This window comes from Parafilimonas terrae (assembly GCF_900115755.1).
Taxonomy (GTDB): Bacteria; Bacteroidota; Bacteroidia; order Chitinophagales; family Chitinophagaceae; genus Parafilimonas; species Parafilimonas terrae.
Map to the genome: position 1 here is coordinate 196,223 of NZ_FOXQ01000003.1, position 18,561 is coordinate 214,783.

Here is an 18,561-nt window from a genome sequence, read left to right on the forward strand (position 1 = left end):
AGTTACCCCATGCACCTATATATAAGCCACATCTGATATTTTCAACCTCAAAAAATAGGATATGTCCACAGAAGATTTTCCACTGTTGCAGGTTTTAAAATGCATTGAAGATTTTGCGAAACAAAATGCAGAGATTAAAGCCTTTACCGAAAAGTGGGATACCAAGCTCTCAACTCAACAAAATGGGCTACAGTTGTACACTTTTCTTGAACAAAAATTTAATGAGGGGTACAAAAATGCGAATGATAAAGAGTTTGTAAAACGAATAGCTATTGAAGAATATTCACAGCATTTAAACAGCGATAATCCGTTCATCTCAAAAGGTTACGCATGGTTTAAGCGCGGTAAAGATTTTAGCCTGAAAGACTTTCTTCTTTTTAAGCTTGAAACGAATGATGAATATAGAACCGGTAGCAGCGAATACAATGTATTTGATGATAGTGTTTTAAAAAATGAAACATTGATAATCCCTGCCTGGCGAAAGCAGGAGAAAAGGTTTAATGATGCAGCAAGAGGTTGGGCCTACGCCCGGTATGTTGATTATGTTAAACGAAATTCCGGTAAAGAGATTCCCTCAATAACAAATCCTGAATATAACAAAAGCCTTCATGATTATTTGCAACCTGAATTATACGAAAAAATAATTGCCTGGTTGTCAGAAAACACAAGCTCTGATTCTTTGATTGAATTTGTAAAGCTGGAAAATGGTATTCCGTATTGGCAGTATAAAGCAGTTTATTTAAGAGCATTGCATGAAAAAATTAAACATTTATTGCCTACACTTAATAACGAACAACTGAAGCGACTATATGAAAAAACATTTTCAATAGAGCTAAAAGAATCAAGGGCGTTTAGGACAGATCCGAAGGCGCCTAAATTCGAAGCGTATCTGCATGAGTTTGATAAAATGCCATTAACGTGATAGCCTTTTGAGATAGGTAACTATATAGGAGTTTGGGCAAACCTATTACTTTTCAATCCTTCTTTTAGATCGTTCAACTTTACAGTTCTTTCTGCATCGCTTCTAATGGCCTTATAAAATTCCTTTAATATTTTATGATATATTTTTTTCTTATCATAAATATTATCCGGGTGTAATAATAACGGCTCTACAAAATCAATATCATTTGCACAGTTGTTTTCTAAAATTTTCAAAATTCTTTCAGTTACATCTGACATAAAAAAAGGCTACAAAATTGCAGCCTTAAATATACACATGCTTTTAAAAATTACATTTCTTAAACGGGCATATTTGGCCTTCCCAGCCAGTTTATTGCCCAAACCGTGCCCATTTTTGGGCATTTGGGCGTATCTCTTTTTCTCTTAATGAGAACTTAGCATCGTTAAACATAAACAACGATGTTGAATACAACAAACCTCAATGAAGATTTAATCACTATAGCCCAGGCAAAAGGTTATTTGAAATGCAGCCACGTGTTTCTTTGGAAGCGCCGCAAAGAGGGTAAAATTAAATCAGTCAATGCCGGCAAGAAGGTGTTAATCGTAAAAGCAAGTATTGATGAATACCTGAACCTACATTCAAAGGAGGTGCAGCGTGGATAAGGTTATCCTTTCATCTATCGAATTGCAGGAGCTTCTCGCCGGGCTGCGGTCCGTTGTCAAAGAAGAGCTGCGAGCACAGCAACAACAGCAGCTCGAAGAAAAACTTTTATCTCCTGCAGAGGCATGTAAACTCTTTCAGCCTGTTATTTCCAAAGTGACATTATCAGCCTGGAGCAACCAGGGACTATTAATTGATTATCGAATTGGTGGCCGCGTGTTTTATAAATACTCTGAAATAATGGAAGCCGCTAAGCACCTGAAGCGATATAAGGCCAGAAGAACTAATCTCATTAATTAATAAGCTTTTCCGCAGAAAACGCAACGTGGGAGTAGAGCGTAGTGGTAAGCTTTTACTCATACAGATAGATTTAAATCTTTCAGGGTTAAAAGCTTGTAATCGTTCCATTACACTACGCAACCTTTGATTATTCAAACTGTAATCTATGTCTCAAACAAACGAAAATGCAAATGCCCAACTTCTCACAAGGGACGAAGTTGCAAATATTCTGCGGTGCAGTAAAACATTTTTATACCTGCACCGCGACAAAATTCCGCGGGTAAAGCTTGGGCGAAAAGTTCTGTATGACCGGTCAGTAATTGATGAGCTTGTAAAAAGTTTTCCAAAATAAAAAGCCCCGGTGGCGACCAGGGCAAATAAAGAAGTTTAACCATGGCGAATTTATCAAAAAATACCGATAATGAAATACCGACGATAAACTATATCAGAATAATAAACTGGTTTTGGGATGAGGTTCCTTATTATAGCAACTTCAAGCCTTACCATGTTTCACTTTTTTTCGCCGTACTTGATTCAATCAACCGTAACAGATGGCAACAAACAAGAATAGCCTATGAATATTTGATAACGAAATGTGGCCTTGCTAAACGCTCCTATTTAGAAAGTAGAGATTGGCTTGTTGCAAATAAACTCATTGAAGTTATTCCTGGTAAGAATTCCTATCAAATGGCATCTTTTAGTTTAGGTATAGCGGTGCAGTTTTGCACCGCTATTGACACCGCTATAAGCACCTCTACTGCACCGCTATTGACACCGCTGCGCGCACCTAATAATAAACAGATAAACAATAAACATTTAAATAAGGATATAATAGAAAGACAGAATATTTTTTTTGATGAGGTAATGAGTTTCAAAAAAACTTATGATGAAGGAATGCTTCAACAGTTTTTTGGTTATTGGACAGAGAAGAATACCGACAAAACAAAAATGCGCTTTGAAACCGAAAAATTTTTCGAGACGGCTAAACGGCTTTCGACATGGGCCAGAAGGAGTAACAAATTATTAAACAATAAAAGCAACTATAATGGAAACACTGCAAAAGAGCCGGCAAAAGAGTTCGGTGACTGGGGTGGAAAATAACTTGTCTTTAGGTAAGCTCCAATCTTTTTTTGATTACCTAAAAGAAAGTTTGTCAAACCGGTTAAATATTGATTTCAAGCTGGATGATGACAATATAAGCGTTATTAAAGCGCTTTGTTTATATCATAACAACAATGAATATTTTGAAAGCCTATACCCTAACATGAGCTTAAAAAAGGGCATACTTCTTTTTGGGCCGGTAGGAACCGGAAAAACAACAATTATGCATTTGTTTCACGACACGCCACAATGTTATACCACTGTAGTTAACTGCAGAAAAATATCCGATGATTATGCACTTGAAGGCCTTAGCGCAATTACAAAGTATAACAGCATGCGTAAGTTGGCATTGGGCATTTCTGCCTTTAATCATTATGGCAGTTCTTTCTGTTTTGATGACTTAGGCGCTGAATCACCAACAAAACACTTCAGTGAAACGCGCAATGTAATGGCAGACATCATTCAAAACAGGTATGATAATAGGCTGCGGTTTAACAATACCCACATAACTACAAACCTTTCATCGGCGCAAATTGAAGAACTGTATGGGTTGCGTGTACTTGACCGGATGAAAGAGATGTTTAATCTTTTAACGCTAACCGGCAAAAGCAGAAGATCATGACCTGGAAAGAACAATTATTAAAAGCGCGTGAAAAATATATGCTGGCAAAATATGCAGGTTGTAGGGATTTCGGTGTACCGTTTCCCAAGCCCTACAGCGATAAAACTAAAAATGAGCTCATCCGTTGTGTTTATGACTTTTTGAAGTTTAACGGGCATCAGGTAAACAAGATTAACCCGCAAGGCCAATGCCGTTTAGAAAAAATTCAATTGGCAAACGAGGGAACCGCAAATATTCATGCAGTTATTAGCGGGAAATCTGTTTATATCGAAGTTGAATGCAAAGCTACGTGCGACAGACTGAGGCCAGAACAATTGAAGGAGAAACTACGAATAGAAACAAGCGGCGGCCTATACATCATTGTAACCAATATGGAAGGTTTTATTAACTCCTATGAGCAATCCTTTCCTATTTCAACATTACAAACAAAATAAAATCGAAAAGATGAACGTCAAAAAATCATTAAACGAGTTGATCAAATATTATCAAAACCTAATAGCCGAGATAAAAGAAGAACGTGGCAGGCTTCAGATAGTTATGGCAGGGCCTTATCTGAATAACGAATTGATTGATTCAAGTTTAGAACGCTGGCAAAACCTGGAAATGGCCGCCAATATAATCACTGAAAAAATAAAAGAACTTGAATACACACCGGAACAGAAAGATAGCACGTTGCCAAAAGCGCAAAGAGTAGAGGGTTGGGATGAAGTAGTTCTTTCTTTTGAAAAAGAAAGAAAGTTGATCCGGGACCTTATCCTTTTTGGAATAAAGGACGGAGAGGTAATTAAAAACCTGCTTTTAAAAGATGTATCAATACATATTCTCATAGATAACTTAAACTATTCAAATGCAGTTTAGAGCGTGCTATAGGGCTTTTTTGTTTGAAAAAGCAATAAAGTCTTTTAATAGGAAGCGGGATTTTAAATTGAATCAAAGCCTGATTTATGTTCTTATTATTTGCAAACAATTATCTGATAGATGCAGCTTAATTACAGCATCTGTAATTACGGAGAAATTAAAATCCTTAAATATACCGCTTCGTTCCCGCCAGGTTTACCAGTATGTAGAATTATTGGAAAAAGAAGGTTTTCTAAAAAGTAAAAAGACGATATACAGAAAGCTTGAAACAAAGTATTACTTAGTTGAACCTGAACTTACAATCACACTGGCAAATTTTGAAAAACATTTTCGCAAAACGCGCCTTTACTCGAAGCAGTTTTAGGGTTAAAAACCAGGTTCGCAGCATTCGATTAAATCTAATTTGCATCAAGATAAAAGTAAACAATAGGAGGTATATTTTGAGTTTCATAGCAGTAGGAGTTGGAGTTGGCGCGTTGTCTGCAGGCACCAGCCTTTATTTAGGGTTACGGCAGCAGAACGCGGCCAAAAAAGCGGCCAAAGATGCGCAGCGCATGCAAACGTATGAGAAAGACCCACTTGCAGAAGAACAGTTTAATTTAGCCAGGCAGTTATTTAACGGCAGAATGTCCGGGGCAGGAGCTATGGAACGCAATATCGCTAATAGCCAGGCTTCATTTACAAACAATGTAAACCGTAATGCTACCAGTAGCGGGCAGGCATTAGCGCTGGCAGGAGCAGGCCAACAGTTGGCAAATGACAGCTATAATGATCTGGCTGTAAAAGAAGCCAATAACCGGTATAATTTGCTTGATAACCTTAACCGCGGCTACCAGCAAATGATTAATGAGAATGATAAGGTGTATAACAGCGAGCAGCAGAAAGCGGCGTATGATGCAAACAATATTCAAAACCTGCGTAATGCAGCATGGCAGAATATATTTAACGGCATACAAGGTATTGGCAGCACAGCAATGCAAGGAATACAGAATTATCAGCAGAATAAAGCCAATGGGGATTACCTAAACATGCTCCAGAGAATATATGGTTTAGATGACCGTTCCGCAAATCCTGCACAAGTTAAAATTACCGGTGCTCCATCATGGCTTAACTCATATACTGATCCCGGTTTATTACCTCCAGCACAATAATATATTTATGGCTACAAACAGCGGCTACTTCCCCAATGTTGTTTTACCGAACAACAATCCATCCGCAGCAGAAATTATGGCCCGCGGCCAGCAATTACAGGCAAACCAAACTGCACAGCTTGCAGGCCTGATGGAAAAGCAATACCAAAAAAGGCAACAGGAAAATGAAGCTAAATCACAGTTTTTATACAAGACATTTGATCCGGCCCAATATCAAACCCCTGATGAAAAAGCAAATAAGGCCATAAATGAAAACCTGCAGCGTATTCAGGATGAGTTATTAGAAAAATCTCCCCAGTTATCCTTACCTGAATTACGAATGCTTACTCAACAAAGGATGGCTCCTGTTTTCGAAGTAGATAGAGCTATTAAGACAAGGATTGAAAGTGAAAATAAAAATATTGAAGATGCCAGAAAAGAATTTCCTAACTATGATTACCTGCAGCTTTCGCACGAGATGGGCAACAACCTCATAAATGATTTTTTTACGAAAAATGAACAAGGCAACCTGGTACCATTAGCGCCCGTACAATGGAACAATACAGGAACTCTTTCCTACCTGATGAATAATGATACTGGTGGCCGCTTCATTAAAAGCTTTGATCCCGCATATAATTATTTCACAGATGCATATAAAAATGGACAAAAGATTGACCCGGAAACATATCAAACAGAACACGCAGGGGTTAAGCATATTTATGAAGTTTCCGGACAGCACAGCCCTTTTTATCAAAAGAAGGAAATGGGCGCTAACCAAAAACCTTCAATGGAGCTTATAACAGAAAATTTACCGATACGTGGCAACGATGGCAATTACTTAAAAGCTATACCCCAGGAGCAAATGTCACTTATAAATGCAGATAGAGAGCGGGCTGACATGTTTCAAAAATTATGGGCCCGGGAACGACCAGATAGCATAAAACCCGGCAGTGTCGAAGATGATATGCTTATGCGTCATTGGATGGCAACAGTTATACCGCAGCATGACCCAAGTTTTCTGCATTATTCTGATAAACAAAGCAATGCTGACTTCGTTAACAAGCAACAGGCCGGAGTGCCGTTATACAAATCCAATTCTTCAACTAATGGAGGAAATGCTAACGGATCAAACTGGATAATAAACACAACAGCAGCTATACAAAGCGGTGATGTAAGCGCAATGAAAGACCAGATGAATAAACTGCTTGCCGGTAACGGTAAATATAAATTCGCTGACTTTGATTTTATTCCCGACAGCAAACAAATTTTAATTAAGTACAAAACGGGAACTGAAAATGTACCCGTGTTAAACCAGCGCGGCAGGCCGCAGATAGATGCCACAACCGGCAAACCCAAGACGGAAAAGAAAGATGTTTTTAAAACTGATATTATTTCGATTGATGATCCTGCATTAGAATCAAGATTAACAGGCCTATATCAAAGCATGATGGGCAGCGACGCAAAGCTGGAAAGAAATATAGCAAACAACCCGGGCAATAACCAACCATCAAAAAGCAACACGCCCAATAAAAAAACTATACCCGGATTTTAAATAAAGAAATTACTTATGCCCGATAACGATAAAATACAAGCCCTGTATAACACAGCAAGCCAGAAGTTTGCTGTAGGAACCATTGACGAGTTTACTACAAAGCTTGCTGACCCGGCGAAAAGAAAAGTATTGTATGATGCACTTTCACAAGATTATGATGTTGGCGATTATGGCAGTTTCAACATGAAGTTAGGCTTTGACAGCCCTGACATTAAAAAGCAATACAATGAAGCTGATTATCCAACTTTTGATGAAGATAATCAGATAAAGCAGTTAAGGGATTTGCAGAAGAAAGCCAATACCCCAAATGAGCCTGATATGGTTATCAGTAGCAGTTCTATGGGCGTGCCGGTTATAAGCAACTTCAAGAAGGGTATTTATGACAAACAGAAAATTGCAAAAACTGATTATGATACTCAATTAAATTCTTATGCTGATTTAATTGGCGCCAAGCCGGAAGATTTAAAGCAGGTAATGAATGATGCACCCTATTTAAATAATGCGGAAAAGATTAAAGGCCTTGTTGACCTGAAAGCGGATAACACTTATGCTTATAACCGTTTGTTGCCAATGCAGAACATCGTTTATTCGCTGGCATCTAAAGCCGGTACACATACCGCCAATGAGTTTAATGCTTTGCAGGATGCAAACAGTTTGCAACAAGGCATAAACAATACCCTGTATCAGCAGCAAATCATTAACAAACACTTTACAGGAGACGAAAGGGATAAGCTGCAGGCTGACTTAATGAAGAATAAAGCACCATTGTTCAATGCTTCCAATCCTGAATTATTAAATGATTACAACGCATCTGATTTAAAGAATGTTGTTGACCCTTTGCAATATTCAGCCTTAAAACTGGAACAGGTTTTCAATCCCGGCAAGTATAAAACAGATATTGCATTGCTCACCACTCAATTAAAGCCGGAATATGAATTAACAACCGATGTAAGCAATTCAAACAATGGGTTACTATTTGGGCGCACACATGAAACGGAAACACAGGATAGCATTAATAAGCGCAAAGGCCGCGAAACACTATTACAAAGCCTTGCTGAAACCGGCAGGCAAAACACAATGGCTTACCTGAATGAGCAATTGCATGATTTAGATGCAAAATATAAACAGGCTGAAAAGCCGGAAGAAAAGAATGCTTTGGTTGAACAATATAACCAGCTTCAAACCGCAGCAAATGCGATTGATGCAGACAGGAAACAGGATGATAATAAATATCCTTTATTGGCACAATTGAAATTTGATGACCAGGTAAAAGAGCTTACGCAGGATGCAGGCATGAACCCGCTTGAATATGGCTTTTATCGTTTCAGTAAAAACATTTCTAATTCAGGGGCATCCCTTGAAAACATTGCTACAAGAATATTTGGCGGCAAAGAAGCCAATGCACAATTGCAGTTACAGCGGTTAGGTGAATTGAAAGAGGATGAATCAACAGCATACATGCCGGAAAGTTTAAAAGCTACCGGATCAGATTTTATTCCTGCATTCCCTAAAGAACTGAAACAACAGGCAAACAGTATTACCGGTAATAAGTTTTTAAGTGAAGATGATAAGCAGCAGCAGCTCGCAAGGCTGGTGCAGGACAACCAGGATCGAATTGATTATACGACCAATCCAGAAGCTGGTAAGGATAAAAATTTTTGGAGCAAGGCCACATTATATGGCAACGCAGGGATGCTTGGAGACATAGCAGCTTTTGCAGCACAGCAATATGCAACAGGCGGTTTAGGCAAATTGGTAAGTACTGCATTGCCCATGTACCTGGGTGCGCAAAATGATTATTACAAACAAGCTATTGCGGAAGGCAATCCAAACCCGCAGTCTTACGCCAATACGCATGCAACAATTATGGCGCTGGCAGGCTTAATTAATCCCGATATAAACATTGTAAAGCGTACATTAGGTATGAATACAATGGCGGGCAAGTTTGTTGCAGGGTTGGATGAAAAAACATGGAATAGCGTTATAGACAGAAATAAACCATTACTTGATAAGTTCAAAAACTCTGCTTTATCTGTTGCCAAAGAAGCCGGGAAAATGACGGCTGTTTATGGCGCCGGAACTTCCATTGCCAGCGATGTTGCCAATAACCTTTTATTCAACCAAAACAAAAGCGCCGGTGATATTATTGACGATGCTGTAAAGGCATCAAAAGAAACCGCTTTAAATTCAATTGCTTTATTTGGAATTAATGCCATAACTAATTTTAAATCCGTTTCCCCCCAGCAGAAAGCGGCCGTATGGGAATTAGGGGTTAACCCTGACATAACCAAACAGCAAATAAACGAAGCCGTAAAAAACGGTGATATAACGCAGGCCCAGGCAGCACAGCGCAGCAAGATAGTGGATGAAGTAAGCAGCCTGATCAATGCAGTGCCAACAACAAATGCGAAAGGAGAGCTATTAACCGACAGGCAGAAAACTGATTATTTGTATAACCAGCTTATCAAGAATAAGGCTGATGAAATAAAGCAATCATTGCCAGCGCAGCAGCAGGGGAAGATTAATGAAGCAATACAGCAAGCGGAAAATAATAACAATGCAATCATTGAAAACGAAACCCCTCTTGCAAACAATGTGGAAGCCCCAGCCGCCGAGACAACTATTGCGGAAACCAATAACAGCAATAAGCAAAATAGTATTCCAGCAGAGGATGAAATTAAAATTGGCGAACTAATTGATAAGCCCGTTGTATATGATGGAAAGAAAGCAACCTTATACCAGGATGGGCAAACAGTTGTAGCAAAGATTGAAGGCGAGAACAGGGAATATGAATTGGGCAACATTGATGAAATAAAGAACGCCCCAATTTCAGATTTTAATATTGAACATGAAACTTCTGTTGTTGGCGTTGATGATAATGGAGATATAAGCATAAGAGACACGCCATACAAAAACAATTATTCCAATCCTTTAGCCGCCATTAATTACGGCAATGATGGAAATGTCGTTTCAGTAAATTTAGAAACAACCGATGGTAAAAAAAGAACATTCAGGGACAATATAGCCGAAGACATCGCTTATCAAATTCATTTAAAAGAAATAACGAAAGACAATGCAACAAGAACAGAATTTGAAGACTTCATCAACAACAATGAAGCCACAGCAAAACAGGTTAACAATGCAGCAGTTCCAGAACCTGCCAAGAAAGCAACAACTGAAAATAATGCAACAGTTCAACGAACAAAGGCAAAGCAAAAACAAGCTGAGCCAATAACTGATAAACCGGTTAAAGAAAAGGTTGTACCAAAAGTGCAGGCCGGAAGAGATGAAAATGTTACCAATCAAAAGCAGGCAAAATTAAAAGAACTTGCAGAAAAACATTTTAAGAAACCTGAATTAAAAATAGTTGATGATGCAGCAGAAAACGAACACGCAAACAGAAAACTTGCAGACAAAGACAGCATTGAGCAAGAACCAAATGTCAAGGCTATTGAAAGCGCAGCAGAAAATTCAAACGAAGCTGCAGAACTTGAAAGAGCAAACCAGCAAGCAGAACAGTTAAGGAATAATGCACTTGATATTGAAGTAAAACCCGTATCAGAAATACATACCGATGAATCACGTTTCCAGGGCAGGGAAAAACTCAATGAAGAAAAGGTAAATGAACTGAAAAATGAAATAGAAACAAGGCAGGATAAAATAAATGAACTGAAAGCAAGGTTTACAGACCCATCCCGAAAAGATTACATTTCAACCGAGAGTAAGAGTTACGATGATGCTAAATCCATTGCAGATAATTCCATCAACAAACTAAACGATGAAATTAAATCGTTACAAAAGAAGTTACAGGAACATTATCAGGATAAGGGTAAGTTTTTAGACAATAAGCAGCAGGCTCTATTTGAGCAAGACAAAAACGACAAAGCCGAAACTACTACCGAAGCAACCATAAAGAAATTTACTACCGCCGCGGAAATGGTAGTGAAAAAATTATATCCCAAAGCAAAGGTAGAAACCTATAATACCGAAGCAGAATATATAAAAGCAGGCGGCAGCGAAGGAGAGCGCGGCAAAGCCATAATGAATAAAAATGGCGAACACCGGCTTATGCTAAACCTTGAAGCCATTAAAGCAGATAAAAGCCCCCGCACAGCTATACACGAAGCTTTGCACCCTATTGTATATGATAAATATGGTGTAGATACCAAAAAGCTGAACAGCGTTTGGAATGACATTGTAAAACAAACAAAAGGCATTGATGGCATGGATGCCGTGTGGCGGCATGTAGCTCTATATGATGAAAGCAAGCATGCGCCGGAAGGCATAACAGAATTTCTTACACAGGTAGTGCAAGGCAATATAGATATAAGCAGGCTGCCATCTGAAAGAAAAAATGCTATTATACGCACCATAAACAAATTACTTGATGCGTTAGGGATTAAGCTGCAAATAGGAAGCCCTGATGATTTAAAAAAGTTTGCCAATGATATTAAAGCTGCTTTTGAAACAGGCGACACAGAAAGACTTAAAGGGCATGTGGAAAATAAAGGGCTTGACAAATATTTTGAGGAACAGGATATAATGAGAAATAAGGTTTCCGAATCTGATTTAACTCATGAAGAAAGTAAGCTGCGTGATTTTATAGACGATGTAAAGAAGGCTTTACCAGGCATCACAGCTAAAGAGATTAAGGAAGTATTGCCTGATGAATACAGCCACCTGACCGAGCAGGATATAAATAAAATATTGCGCAGGAATGCGCGTGAAGAAAGCCAGTTTAATAAATGGGTAAACTATGCAAAAGGGCAGCTAATTACCAACCAGGGCAAACTAACCAAAGAAGAATTTGCTGAAAAGTTTGCCGAGCGTTTTAATATGGATGAAACAGATCCTGCAATTGAAGATGTTTACAACGAGGGCTTAAAAGCTTATGAAGCAGAAGGCAAGCGTAACCTGAATGAATTGGTGCATAATCCTGTTGCTGAAGAAGAAGAAGCGGTTAAGGGCAAAAAGTACGTTGGTATTATTCCTGCAATACGGGATTATTTTACCGGCAACCTTAACCAGTTAGGTAAGCTTTCGCCGGAAGCAAAGCAGGCCGCAGTACAATATGCTTCATCCGCTTCACAGGCTTCAATGGTTATAAGAAAAGCGGTTACTGCCATTACAGATAAGTATGGAGCAAGCATGTGGATTGATTTAAGAAAAGCCCTTGTGCAAAGCAGGCTGGATGGAATAAGGGAACGCTGGCAGCAAATGGCAGATGCCGTTAAACATACTTCCGATGAAGAATTGATTGAAGGAGTACGGGGCAATATTGGCGATGTGCTGGATAATATTGAAGTAAAGTCACCGCTTGAAAATTTAAGGAAGGATGCTGAAGCACTCGTTAATAACCTTGACTTTGACCAGCTAAGACAATTATTGAAAGAAAGTTTTGAATACGCTTCGGATCATGTTGCCAATATTGATTTTTCTAAGGGCCGCAGCTATGATGAAATAGTGAATGGGCCAGAGTTTAAAGGCGCATTGGATTTATATAAATCACTTGTTGAAAAACCAATACGTGATAATCACGCAAGTAATGAAGGCTTGTTTTCAGATGCTTTGGGAAAGCTTGATACATACTTTCCATTGATCCCAATGGACGTTAAAGGTAATTTGCTATCAAGAACTTCACCGCAGCTAAACAAGCCCGTAAACCTTGCAAATAAGTTCGCCACAGGTTTATCAAACGCCTATGATATTTCAGTAAGCAAGTTAAATGAACAGCTAACCAAAGCCTTTAAAAACAATAATAAGGCAGTAATGGTGAAAGCACTGGAAGATGCAGGCCTGATTAAAACATTAAGCCCTTACGACAGTGGTTCAAAACAGTTGGCTATTAATGGAGAAATATATAAAGCCCGGACAATTCCAATAGGAGAGAATACAGTAAAAATTGTTAACGGAAAGAAAACGGTTGTACCTCCTGCAAAGGTTATTATCCCTGACTGGCTTTATAAGGAGTTGAAGCCGATGCTTGAAAATAACTATGCTGATAAAACCATGTTTGGTAAAGTGATGGATGGCATTACCTCTTTTGCATTAGGTGGAATATTTGAGCCCGCGATCCATACTGCTAACTTAGTTGGTGGTGTAGTTAATGGTACGCCCTTTCCCGGGACTTCACTGGCAAGTAAAACAATTGGTAATATCCCTGTAACAAAAATATTTGCCAGCATCTTTAACATGCTTAATGAAGATGTTACCAGCCCGAAAGCCATTGAACACATTCAGGATATGGCAAAGCTTGGTTTGATAAGTGAACGCACCGGGCATGTAACCTGGAACAGTGATACAGCAGAGGCCACAGGGGCAAAGAAAGTGTTACCCACAAATCTTTCACCTTTCCTGTATGGTAAAAAAGGGATTGATTTAAAAGCCCGTGTGCTGATGGATAGAATAGCACTTGAAGTAAACCCAAAAGCTTCACCGGAAGAACGCAGGCAGTTTGCCAACCAATTAGGTAACTATGTGTTTAAACTGGAAGGCCAGCTTGGAAGAACCGTAAAGGCAAATGGTTTATCTCCATTCTTTACTGCTTCATCAACATTCCTAAAGAACGGTATAAAGGGATGGCTTGGCATTACGCCATTACCAACAAAAAACTTATCATTAAAGGATAAGATGGGTTACAGGGCAGCACAATTATTTTCTGCCGGCGCAATTGGTTTAACTGCAACCTGGGCGCTTGCTTATAAAGCCAATACCGGCAAATATCCCTGGCAGGATGATGATAGCCGGTTTTTGATGATACCGCTTAATGATGATGAACTGAATTACATCGATAAGCATCCTTTCCTGCAAAAGATATTCTATAAGAATGGTAAGCCGCAGGACGTTAATATGGGTTTCTTTAATCGCACACTTGACAGGGGTGCAAGGGGCTTAGGTTTAAGCGCTGCTTATAATACGATACAATCAGATGGTAATGCCGGGCAGATAGCAGAAGCCATGTATAAAGATCAGCTTAACTCATTTCTTGCACCTTTAATATCAGCCCCGGCCGTGCACACGTTTGCAACAATGGCAACAGGCCACACGCCTTATATCATTGGCTTGAGAGATTATATGACCGGCGAACCATCTATACAATTTGCAAGGGATGTGAAAACAATGGATAACGGCTTTAAACAATTTGGTGCCAATGCAGCGCAGGGAATTATGGATATAAACCCGCTGATTGGTATGATAGCTGATGAGATTGGGATGAGCTTCAAACCTAAATGGAGCAGCGAGGATGAAGAATCATTTAACTACATGCGCATGATGATGAATTTAACCATGCCCAACTTTGTAAAGCCGCATATTGATAATGACAGGCAGAGTTATAAACTACTGCAGCAGCAAATGAAGATTGAACAGGCGGCAGCGAAGGAGAAATAGCTAAGTGAGCAGTCAATCAGCCTGCATATTCGAAACTCGTAATTAGTTTAAATACTCTTGATAATTGCCCGTTCTAATTCGCTTTATTTTTAATTTTTTATTTTCTGTTTACTAAATTTTGCTAAATTTCTTTTTCTTACTTTGCATATATGCTTAGTGAACCAAATGATATTGTTGCTCTGCCCAAGCCAAAAAATCCTAATTCTCGATGGATGACCTTGGATGAACATGGAAATCTCATTTCCGAAGCAAGGACACCCGATGAGGCGATAAAACTTGCAAAACTCAAAACAGAAAATTTCACTGTTTTATTCATTCCAAAAGAAGGGACTACCTATATATTTTAATGGCAACTTGGATATATCCATTCTACAAAATATCAGACGAAATTATACGTCCGTGGATTCCGATTAAAATTATCAACCCCAAAAATGATAAAACTATTAATATACTTGCATTACTTGATACAGGTGCAGATCACTGTGTGTTCCCAAAATTTGTTGCTGAACAAGCTACACTTGATTTAAAAGCTGATGCAATTTCAAATGAAACTATGCAAGGACTTGCAGAAACTAAAATTGAAGTATGGAAACATGCTTTCAAAATTCACCTTCTTAGCCCAGACCAAAAAACAGTTGTATGTAAGAGTAAAGACTTAATAGTTGGCTGTGTTGATCATGATAATATTCCGCCTATCCTTGGATTTAGTAATTTCATGTGCGACTTCAAAATAACTTTCAATCATGCCACTAAGAAAATTATAATAGACGACCGTCCCAAAATTTAATTTTCAAACAAGCAATATCTCAAAGAACTATTTTTAATCGGCATTTACAGTTTTGATACAACGTAAAATTTTAAAACTATTGCCGCCAAGGGATTTTATAACGATCAGGCAGAGAGCAAATCAGAGGAATGTGAGAAGAAAATAAATCAATTTAAACTTAGCCTATATCTGCCTGCAGGGCAGGGATTGGCAGCTAATCGATAAGATATAAAAAAGTATTAAAAAGGTACTTTTCATTCAATTGTTTTTATGTCAATCAAATCCCCAGTAGCTCGAAAAAACGTTTCTTCCGATGTGAAATCGTGGTTACTGTCCGGATCATATCCTAAATATTCTATATCAAATCCTTTCTTAATGCCAAACAAATGAGTAACTATAAATATTTTTTTTAATTTCAAATCGCCCCGTCTCGAATCAAAAAGGTTTTTAAGATTGTCATTTACTTTTAGAGTAAAATAAAATATTGGCTCGATCCCGCTTTGTGCCAATACGTAATATGATGAATCTTTTATGTAAATATCATCAATCGAAACATCTGAAATTATTTGAAAAGAAGAATTTAATGCAGGATAATAATCAATAGAAAAATCGCCGTTTAGGCTGTCCCAAAGAACAGCATTGGGATGTTTGGATAAAAGATCGTTTATTATATCAATATCTTCTGACTGCTTTTTTGCATTCTCTTTTAATTTGTTGGCGCTATGGTTTTTTGAACATGAAAGAATCAAAATACATATAACGAGATAGTGCAATTGCTTCATCCATTTAATTTTATGAAATTACCAGCAATACCAATATATTTTCCATTAAGCCTACTCCATTCGAGCCGAGAATATTCACCGTTATAATTATAAGTATAGTAACTGAATATAAAAACATTTAATATTTTCCTGTATTGACCTGCTATGTTTCCGCTATGAGAAGAGTATTCAAAGCTTCCTATATAGTTCTTAAAGGATTTTAATGACGGGTTTGTAAAAATCAACACGACAATAATTATAATTGGCACATATACAGACTTCCAGGTTATCTTTTTGCCTACTATGGATTTCCCTCCATCTTTACCAGCACTGCTGGGAGCATCTTCTTTGAATTTTTTAAATTGGTTTGGAATACCGGGTATAAGCAGTATAGAAATGATTATCACGCCCGCAATGACTGCTATAATTTGAAGCGCATTCATCTTTTTTGAATTAAATATAAAAAAGCCCGGCGAATTACCGGGCATTGTTTTAATAGATGAATAATCGCTGAATTGTTTCAGGCTTTGGTTTTACTCTATTCTTCTTTTAAAAATCTGTGTTTAATATCGCTCAATATCTCATCAGAAACTGTCGCTGAAAAATGTTTTAAGCTATACCACATAATATACATTTGCATTTGCTTATCTCCTGATAATGTTCTAAAGATGGTAACCATACGGTGCAATATTTTTGAAGCGCTTGAGCGGAAATAAGCTTCATTTAACCTACCTGAAATCTGAGGATCGGTAAGCAGGCAGGCCATTTCAATACATAAGCCTTCTGCATCTGAAAACTCTTCAGACGTTGAACTATGATCTTCATTGAATGTGTGAAAGCATTCTATTAATGCGCTGACATCGCTTTTTTTGATTGAATACTTTTTTTTAAGTCGATCTGCAATTTCAATAGCAAGAGATTTATTGGATTGTTTTATTTGTGAGGTTTTTGTTGTATTTGACATAATTAAAAATTTAAGTTGTTTTAAATTAAACGTTGAAGATGTTATTTGCTATGCTGCTTTCTTACGATTTTGTTTTGATTTTGGCCTTGCTTGCAGAATACCATCAAGTTCATAATTGCTTAGTTCTTCAATTGGGGCGCCATTGTGCTCTGTGATACCGTAAAGGGTTTTTAGCCTATGCATTTTTTCTATTGCTTTAACAGCCTCCTGGTAAAGCTTAATGTCTGTTATTTCATATAGCTGGGTGCCAAGATATTTATCAATACCATAAGTATTAATGCAGTGTTCTATCTCGCGCTCAATGCCCTTATAAAACAATTTTTCTTCCGCATAAGAAATAAAAATGTGTAGTAAATCATCATACTCTTTTTGCGTAGCAGAAAGCTCTCTGGCTTTCTGCGCAAAATAATTTTCATCAACTTCACCTTTCCTAATAAACCTGTCTCTTATACTCATAGCATCCGAATCATATTTAATTTTAGAACGGTTAACATGGTAATAATCAACCATGCCACTTTCAATTAAGACAAGGGCTCTATGTAATTGGTATATTGAAGTAATGTGATAAAGGTTATTGCCTTCAAACTTCATTAAACCATACTTGTCTATTGTTTCTGCTATTCGCTTATCTATAATTTTTCTATTCTCTTGAATTGAATAGATATTTTTAATCTTAAAAAAATCGACAGCATCCTCAAATAAGGATATGGACAAACGTCTCCAATCAATCTTTGTAGAAGGCGGTTGAAGTTCAAGAAGTTTTTCTTCTAATTCTGAGATTACAGCGACCAGTTTTTTCTTTTTCATGTTGTTGTTTTTTTTAATTATTGAATAATGCCATTTGCTCTTTAAATAGCAGTAAAGCAACTATCCTGTTTGTTATACAATTTTTAAAAGCTAATAATGGGTGCAGCTATTCACTGCACCCATTTTATTACTCGCATTGTTGGCGTATGCGTTAACGGAGATAAAGCAATTGCGTTTATGAATACAAATGTAACACTTGTTACAATATAAAGTAACATTTGTTACAAATATTTTTTATTTTTGTTTCAATGACTATTGAAAACGCTATAAAACAGTTGATTATATCGGAAGAATTTAAAGCTGCAGCCAAGCTTACAGCAAACGCAAAACTTCGTGTTTATTTAGGTCGGTATAAAAAGGGGACGTTAAGCGAATGTGGCTCTATTGAATTGTTGAAACAATTCGGCTATACCATTGAAGCAAGGAAAGCAAGAAATAAAAAGTAGATTGACGGTATATTTTAAAATATCCATCTGGTGAAATACGAGCAAAAAATAATTTATTTCCCTTTATTACGGTTTAAGTATTTATGTCTTTTGGCTAAGATGTGCGCCTTCTGGGCATTAGTTAAACCTTCCCCGGAAGGGGCCGGTGCGTTTTCACGCACCAGCTTGTTTCTTAAACCTGTAGCACGATTAACCACAATTTCTGCGGCGGATATAATTAGTTCCAATTCTTTTATAGCGTCTTCGTTTTTCATAATGGCACGATTTGGTATAATGGAAGCATGCGCAAGATAATTTTATTATAGCATTTGCAGGTGCTCTTTTT

Annotated in this window: 19 protein-coding genes; 13 read left to right on the top strand and 6 right to left on the bottom strand. The window is 37.8% G+C overall.

Annotated elements, in window-relative coordinates; all coding sequences use genetic code 11:
- Positions 1-61: 61 nt before the first annotated feature.
- Entirely contained in the window at positions 62-922 is an 861-nt protein-coding gene (locus BM015_RS07190) for a hypothetical protein (RefSeq protein WP_090656720.1), read from the top strand.
- Between the two features lie 20 nt (positions 923-942).
- Here the strand turns inward: BM015_RS07190 and BM015_RS07195 are convergent, their stop codons facing one another.
- Positions 943-1,179 (bottom strand): hypothetical protein, encoded by a 237-nt coding sequence (locus BM015_RS07195; protein WP_090656723.1) that lies wholly within the window; start codon positions 1,177-1,179, stop codon positions 943-945.
- Positions 1,180-1,555: 376 nt separating this feature from the next.
- Between BM015_RS07195 and BM015_RS07205 the strand changes: the two genes are divergently transcribed.
- The 11 genes from BM015_RS07205 (at position 1,556) to BM015_RS07260 (ending at position 15,279) form a co-directional block, all read left to right on the top strand.
- Positions 1,556-1,861, top strand: a complete 306-nt coding sequence (locus BM015_RS07205) for a MerR family transcriptional regulator (RefSeq protein WP_090656736.1) — start codon at positions 1,556-1,558, stop codon at positions 1,859-1,861.
- Positions 1,862-2,006: 145 nt separating this feature from the next.
- Positions 2,007-2,192: a helix-turn-helix transcriptional regulator gene (locus BM015_RS07210; protein WP_090656738.1), complete on the top strand. Its 186-nt coding sequence runs from the start codon at positions 2,007-2,009 to the stop codon at positions 2,190-2,192.
- A gap of 41 nt (positions 2,193-2,233) precedes the next feature.
- Positions 2,234-2,941, top strand: a complete 708-nt coding sequence (locus BM015_RS07215) for a hypothetical protein (RefSeq protein ID WP_090656741.1) — start codon at positions 2,234-2,236, stop codon at positions 2,939-2,941.
- A complete protein-coding gene (locus BM015_RS07220; RefSeq protein WP_177191839.1) occupies positions 2,931-3,563 on the top strand; it encodes a P-loop NTPase family protein in 633 nt (210 codons plus the stop codon). The genes BM015_RS07215 and BM015_RS07220 overlap by 11 nt, the downstream gene beginning before the upstream one ends.
- Positions 3,560-3,997, top strand: coding sequence for a hypothetical protein (locus BM015_RS07225; protein WP_090656754.1), 438 nt, complete (start codon positions 3,560-3,562; stop codon positions 3,995-3,997). The genes BM015_RS07220 and BM015_RS07225 overlap by 4 nt, the downstream gene beginning before the upstream one ends.
- Before the next feature lie 10 nt (positions 3,998-4,007).
- A complete protein-coding gene (locus tag BM015_RS07230) occupies positions 4,008-4,421 on the top strand; it encodes a hypothetical protein (RefSeq protein WP_090656757.1) in 414 nt (137 codons plus the stop codon).
- Between the two features lie 440 nt (positions 4,422-4,861).
- Entirely contained in the window at positions 4,862-5,572 is a 711-nt protein-coding gene (locus tag BM015_RS07240; RefSeq protein ID WP_143075777.1) for a hypothetical protein, read from the top strand.
- Between the two features lie 7 nt (positions 5,573-5,579).
- The gene (locus BM015_RS07245) at positions 5,580-7,103 is read left to right on the top strand and encodes a hypothetical protein (protein ID WP_090656774.1); all 1,524 of its coding nucleotides are present in this window, start codon (positions 5,580-5,582) and stop codon (positions 7,101-7,103) included.
- 15 nt (positions 7,104-7,118) lie between these two features.
- Positions 7,119-14,492: a hypothetical protein gene (locus BM015_RS07250; RefSeq protein WP_090656775.1), complete on the top strand. Its 7,374-nt coding sequence runs from the start codon at positions 7,119-7,121 to the stop codon at positions 14,490-14,492.
- 149 nt (positions 14,493-14,641) lie between these two features.
- Complete coding sequence (locus BM015_RS07255; protein WP_090656776.1) at positions 14,642-14,839, top strand: hypothetical protein; 198 nt, start codon at positions 14,642-14,644, stop codon at positions 14,837-14,839.
- Positions 14,839-15,279: a pepsin/retropepsin-like aspartic protease family protein gene (locus BM015_RS07260; RefSeq protein WP_090656785.1), complete on the top strand. Its 441-nt coding sequence runs from the start codon at positions 14,839-14,841 to the stop codon at positions 15,277-15,279. Before BM015_RS07255 ends, BM015_RS07260 begins: the two co-directional genes overlap by 1 nt.
- A 233-nt stretch (positions 15,280-15,512) precedes the next feature.
- On the opposite strand, the gene BM015_RS07265 is transcribed toward BM015_RS07260, so the two are convergent.
- The 4 genes from BM015_RS07265 to BM015_RS07280 all read right to left on the bottom strand — a co-directional run bounded on the left by BM015_RS07265 (position 15,513) and on the right by BM015_RS07280 (position 17,790).
- Positions 15,513-16,040, bottom strand: coding sequence for a hypothetical protein (locus BM015_RS07265; RefSeq protein ID WP_090656794.1), 528 nt, complete (start codon positions 16,038-16,040; stop codon positions 15,513-15,515).
- The gene (locus tag BM015_RS07270; protein WP_143075778.1) at positions 16,037-16,462 is read right to left on the bottom strand and encodes a hypothetical protein; all 426 of its coding nucleotides are present in this window, start codon (positions 16,460-16,462) and stop codon (positions 16,037-16,039) included. Before BM015_RS07270 ends, BM015_RS07265 begins: the two co-directional genes overlap by 4 nt.
- Before the next feature lie 95 nt (positions 16,463-16,557).
- On the bottom strand, positions 16,558-16,983 hold the full coding sequence (locus tag BM015_RS07275; protein ID WP_090656803.1) for a hypothetical protein: 426 nt from the start codon (positions 16,981-16,983) through the stop codon (positions 16,558-16,560).
- A 48-nt stretch (positions 16,984-17,031) separates the two neighbouring features.
- Entirely contained in the window at positions 17,032-17,790 is a 759-nt protein-coding gene (locus BM015_RS07280) for a hypothetical protein (protein ID WP_143075779.1), read from the bottom strand.
- Between the two features lie 248 nt (positions 17,791-18,038).
- Here BM015_RS07280 and BM015_RS07285 point away from each other — a divergent pair, with 248 nt between their 5' ends.
- On the top strand, positions 18,039-18,236 hold the full coding sequence (locus BM015_RS07285; protein ID WP_090656805.1) for a hypothetical protein: 198 nt from the start codon (positions 18,039-18,041) through the stop codon (positions 18,234-18,236).
- A 53-nt stretch (positions 18,237-18,289) separates the two neighbouring features.
- Here the strand turns inward: BM015_RS07285 and BM015_RS07290 are convergent, their stop codons facing one another.
- On the bottom strand, positions 18,290-18,490 hold the full coding sequence (locus BM015_RS07290; RefSeq protein ID WP_090656807.1) for a hypothetical protein: 201 nt from the start codon (positions 18,488-18,490) through the stop codon (positions 18,290-18,292).
- Positions 18,491-18,561: the final 71 nt, after the last annotated feature.

Bases quoted from the DNA above. Each gene is read 5' to 3' on its own strand.
- BM015_RS07270 (WP_143075778.1), bottom strand. From the start codon at position 16,462: ATGAATGCGCTTCAAATTATAGCAGTCATTGCGGGCGTGATAATCATT.
- BM015_RS07280 (WP_143075779.1), bottom strand. From the start codon at position 17,790: ATGAAAAAGAAAAAACTGGTCGCTGTAATCTCAGAATTAGAAGAAAAA.
- BM015_RS07260 (WP_090656785.1), top strand. From the start codon at position 14,839: ATGGCAACTTGGATATATCCATTCTACAAAATATCAGACGAAATTATA.
- BM015_RS07255 (WP_090656776.1), top strand. From the start codon at position 14,642: ATGCTTAGTGAACCAAATGATATTGTTGCTCTGCCCAAGCCAAAAAAT.
- BM015_RS07225 (WP_090656754.1), top strand. From the start codon at position 3,560: ATGACCTGGAAAGAACAATTATTAAAAGCGCGTGAAAAATATATGCTG.
- BM015_RS07210 (WP_090656738.1), top strand. From the start codon at position 2,007: ATGTCTCAAACAAACGAAAATGCAAATGCCCAACTTCTCACAAGGGAC.
- BM015_RS07290 (WP_090656807.1), bottom strand. From the start codon at position 18,490: ATGAAAAACGAAGACGCTATAAAAGAATTGGAACTAATTATATCCGCC.
- BM015_RS07250 (WP_090656775.1), top strand. From the start codon at position 7,119: ATGCCCGATAACGATAAAATACAAGCCCTGTATAACACAGCAAGCCAG.
- BM015_RS07215 (WP_090656741.1), top strand. From the start codon at position 2,234: ATGGCGAATTTATCAAAAAATACCGATAATGAAATACCGACGATAAAC.
- BM015_RS07245 (WP_090656774.1), top strand. From the start codon at position 5,580: ATGGCTACAAACAGCGGCTACTTCCCCAATGTTGTTTTACCGAACAAC.
- BM015_RS07285 (WP_090656805.1), top strand. From the start codon at position 18,039: ATGACTATTGAAAACGCTATAAAACAGTTGATTATATCGGAAGAATTT.
- BM015_RS07230 (WP_090656757.1), top strand. From the start codon at position 4,008: ATGAACGTCAAAAAATCATTAAACGAGTTGATCAAATATTATCAAAAC.
- BM015_RS07190 (WP_090656720.1), top strand. From the start codon at position 62: ATGTCCACAGAAGATTTTCCACTGTTGCAGGTTTTAAAATGCATTGAA.
- BM015_RS07195 (WP_090656723.1), bottom strand. From the start codon at position 1,179: ATGTCAGATGTAACTGAAAGAATTTTGAAAATTTTAGAAAACAACTGT.
- BM015_RS07275 (WP_090656803.1), bottom strand. From the start codon at position 16,983: ATGTCAAATACAACAAAAACCTCACAAATAAAACAATCCAATAAATCT.
- BM015_RS07265 (WP_090656794.1), bottom strand. From the start codon at position 16,040: ATGAAGCAATTGCACTATCTCGTTATATGTATTTTGATTCTTTCATGT.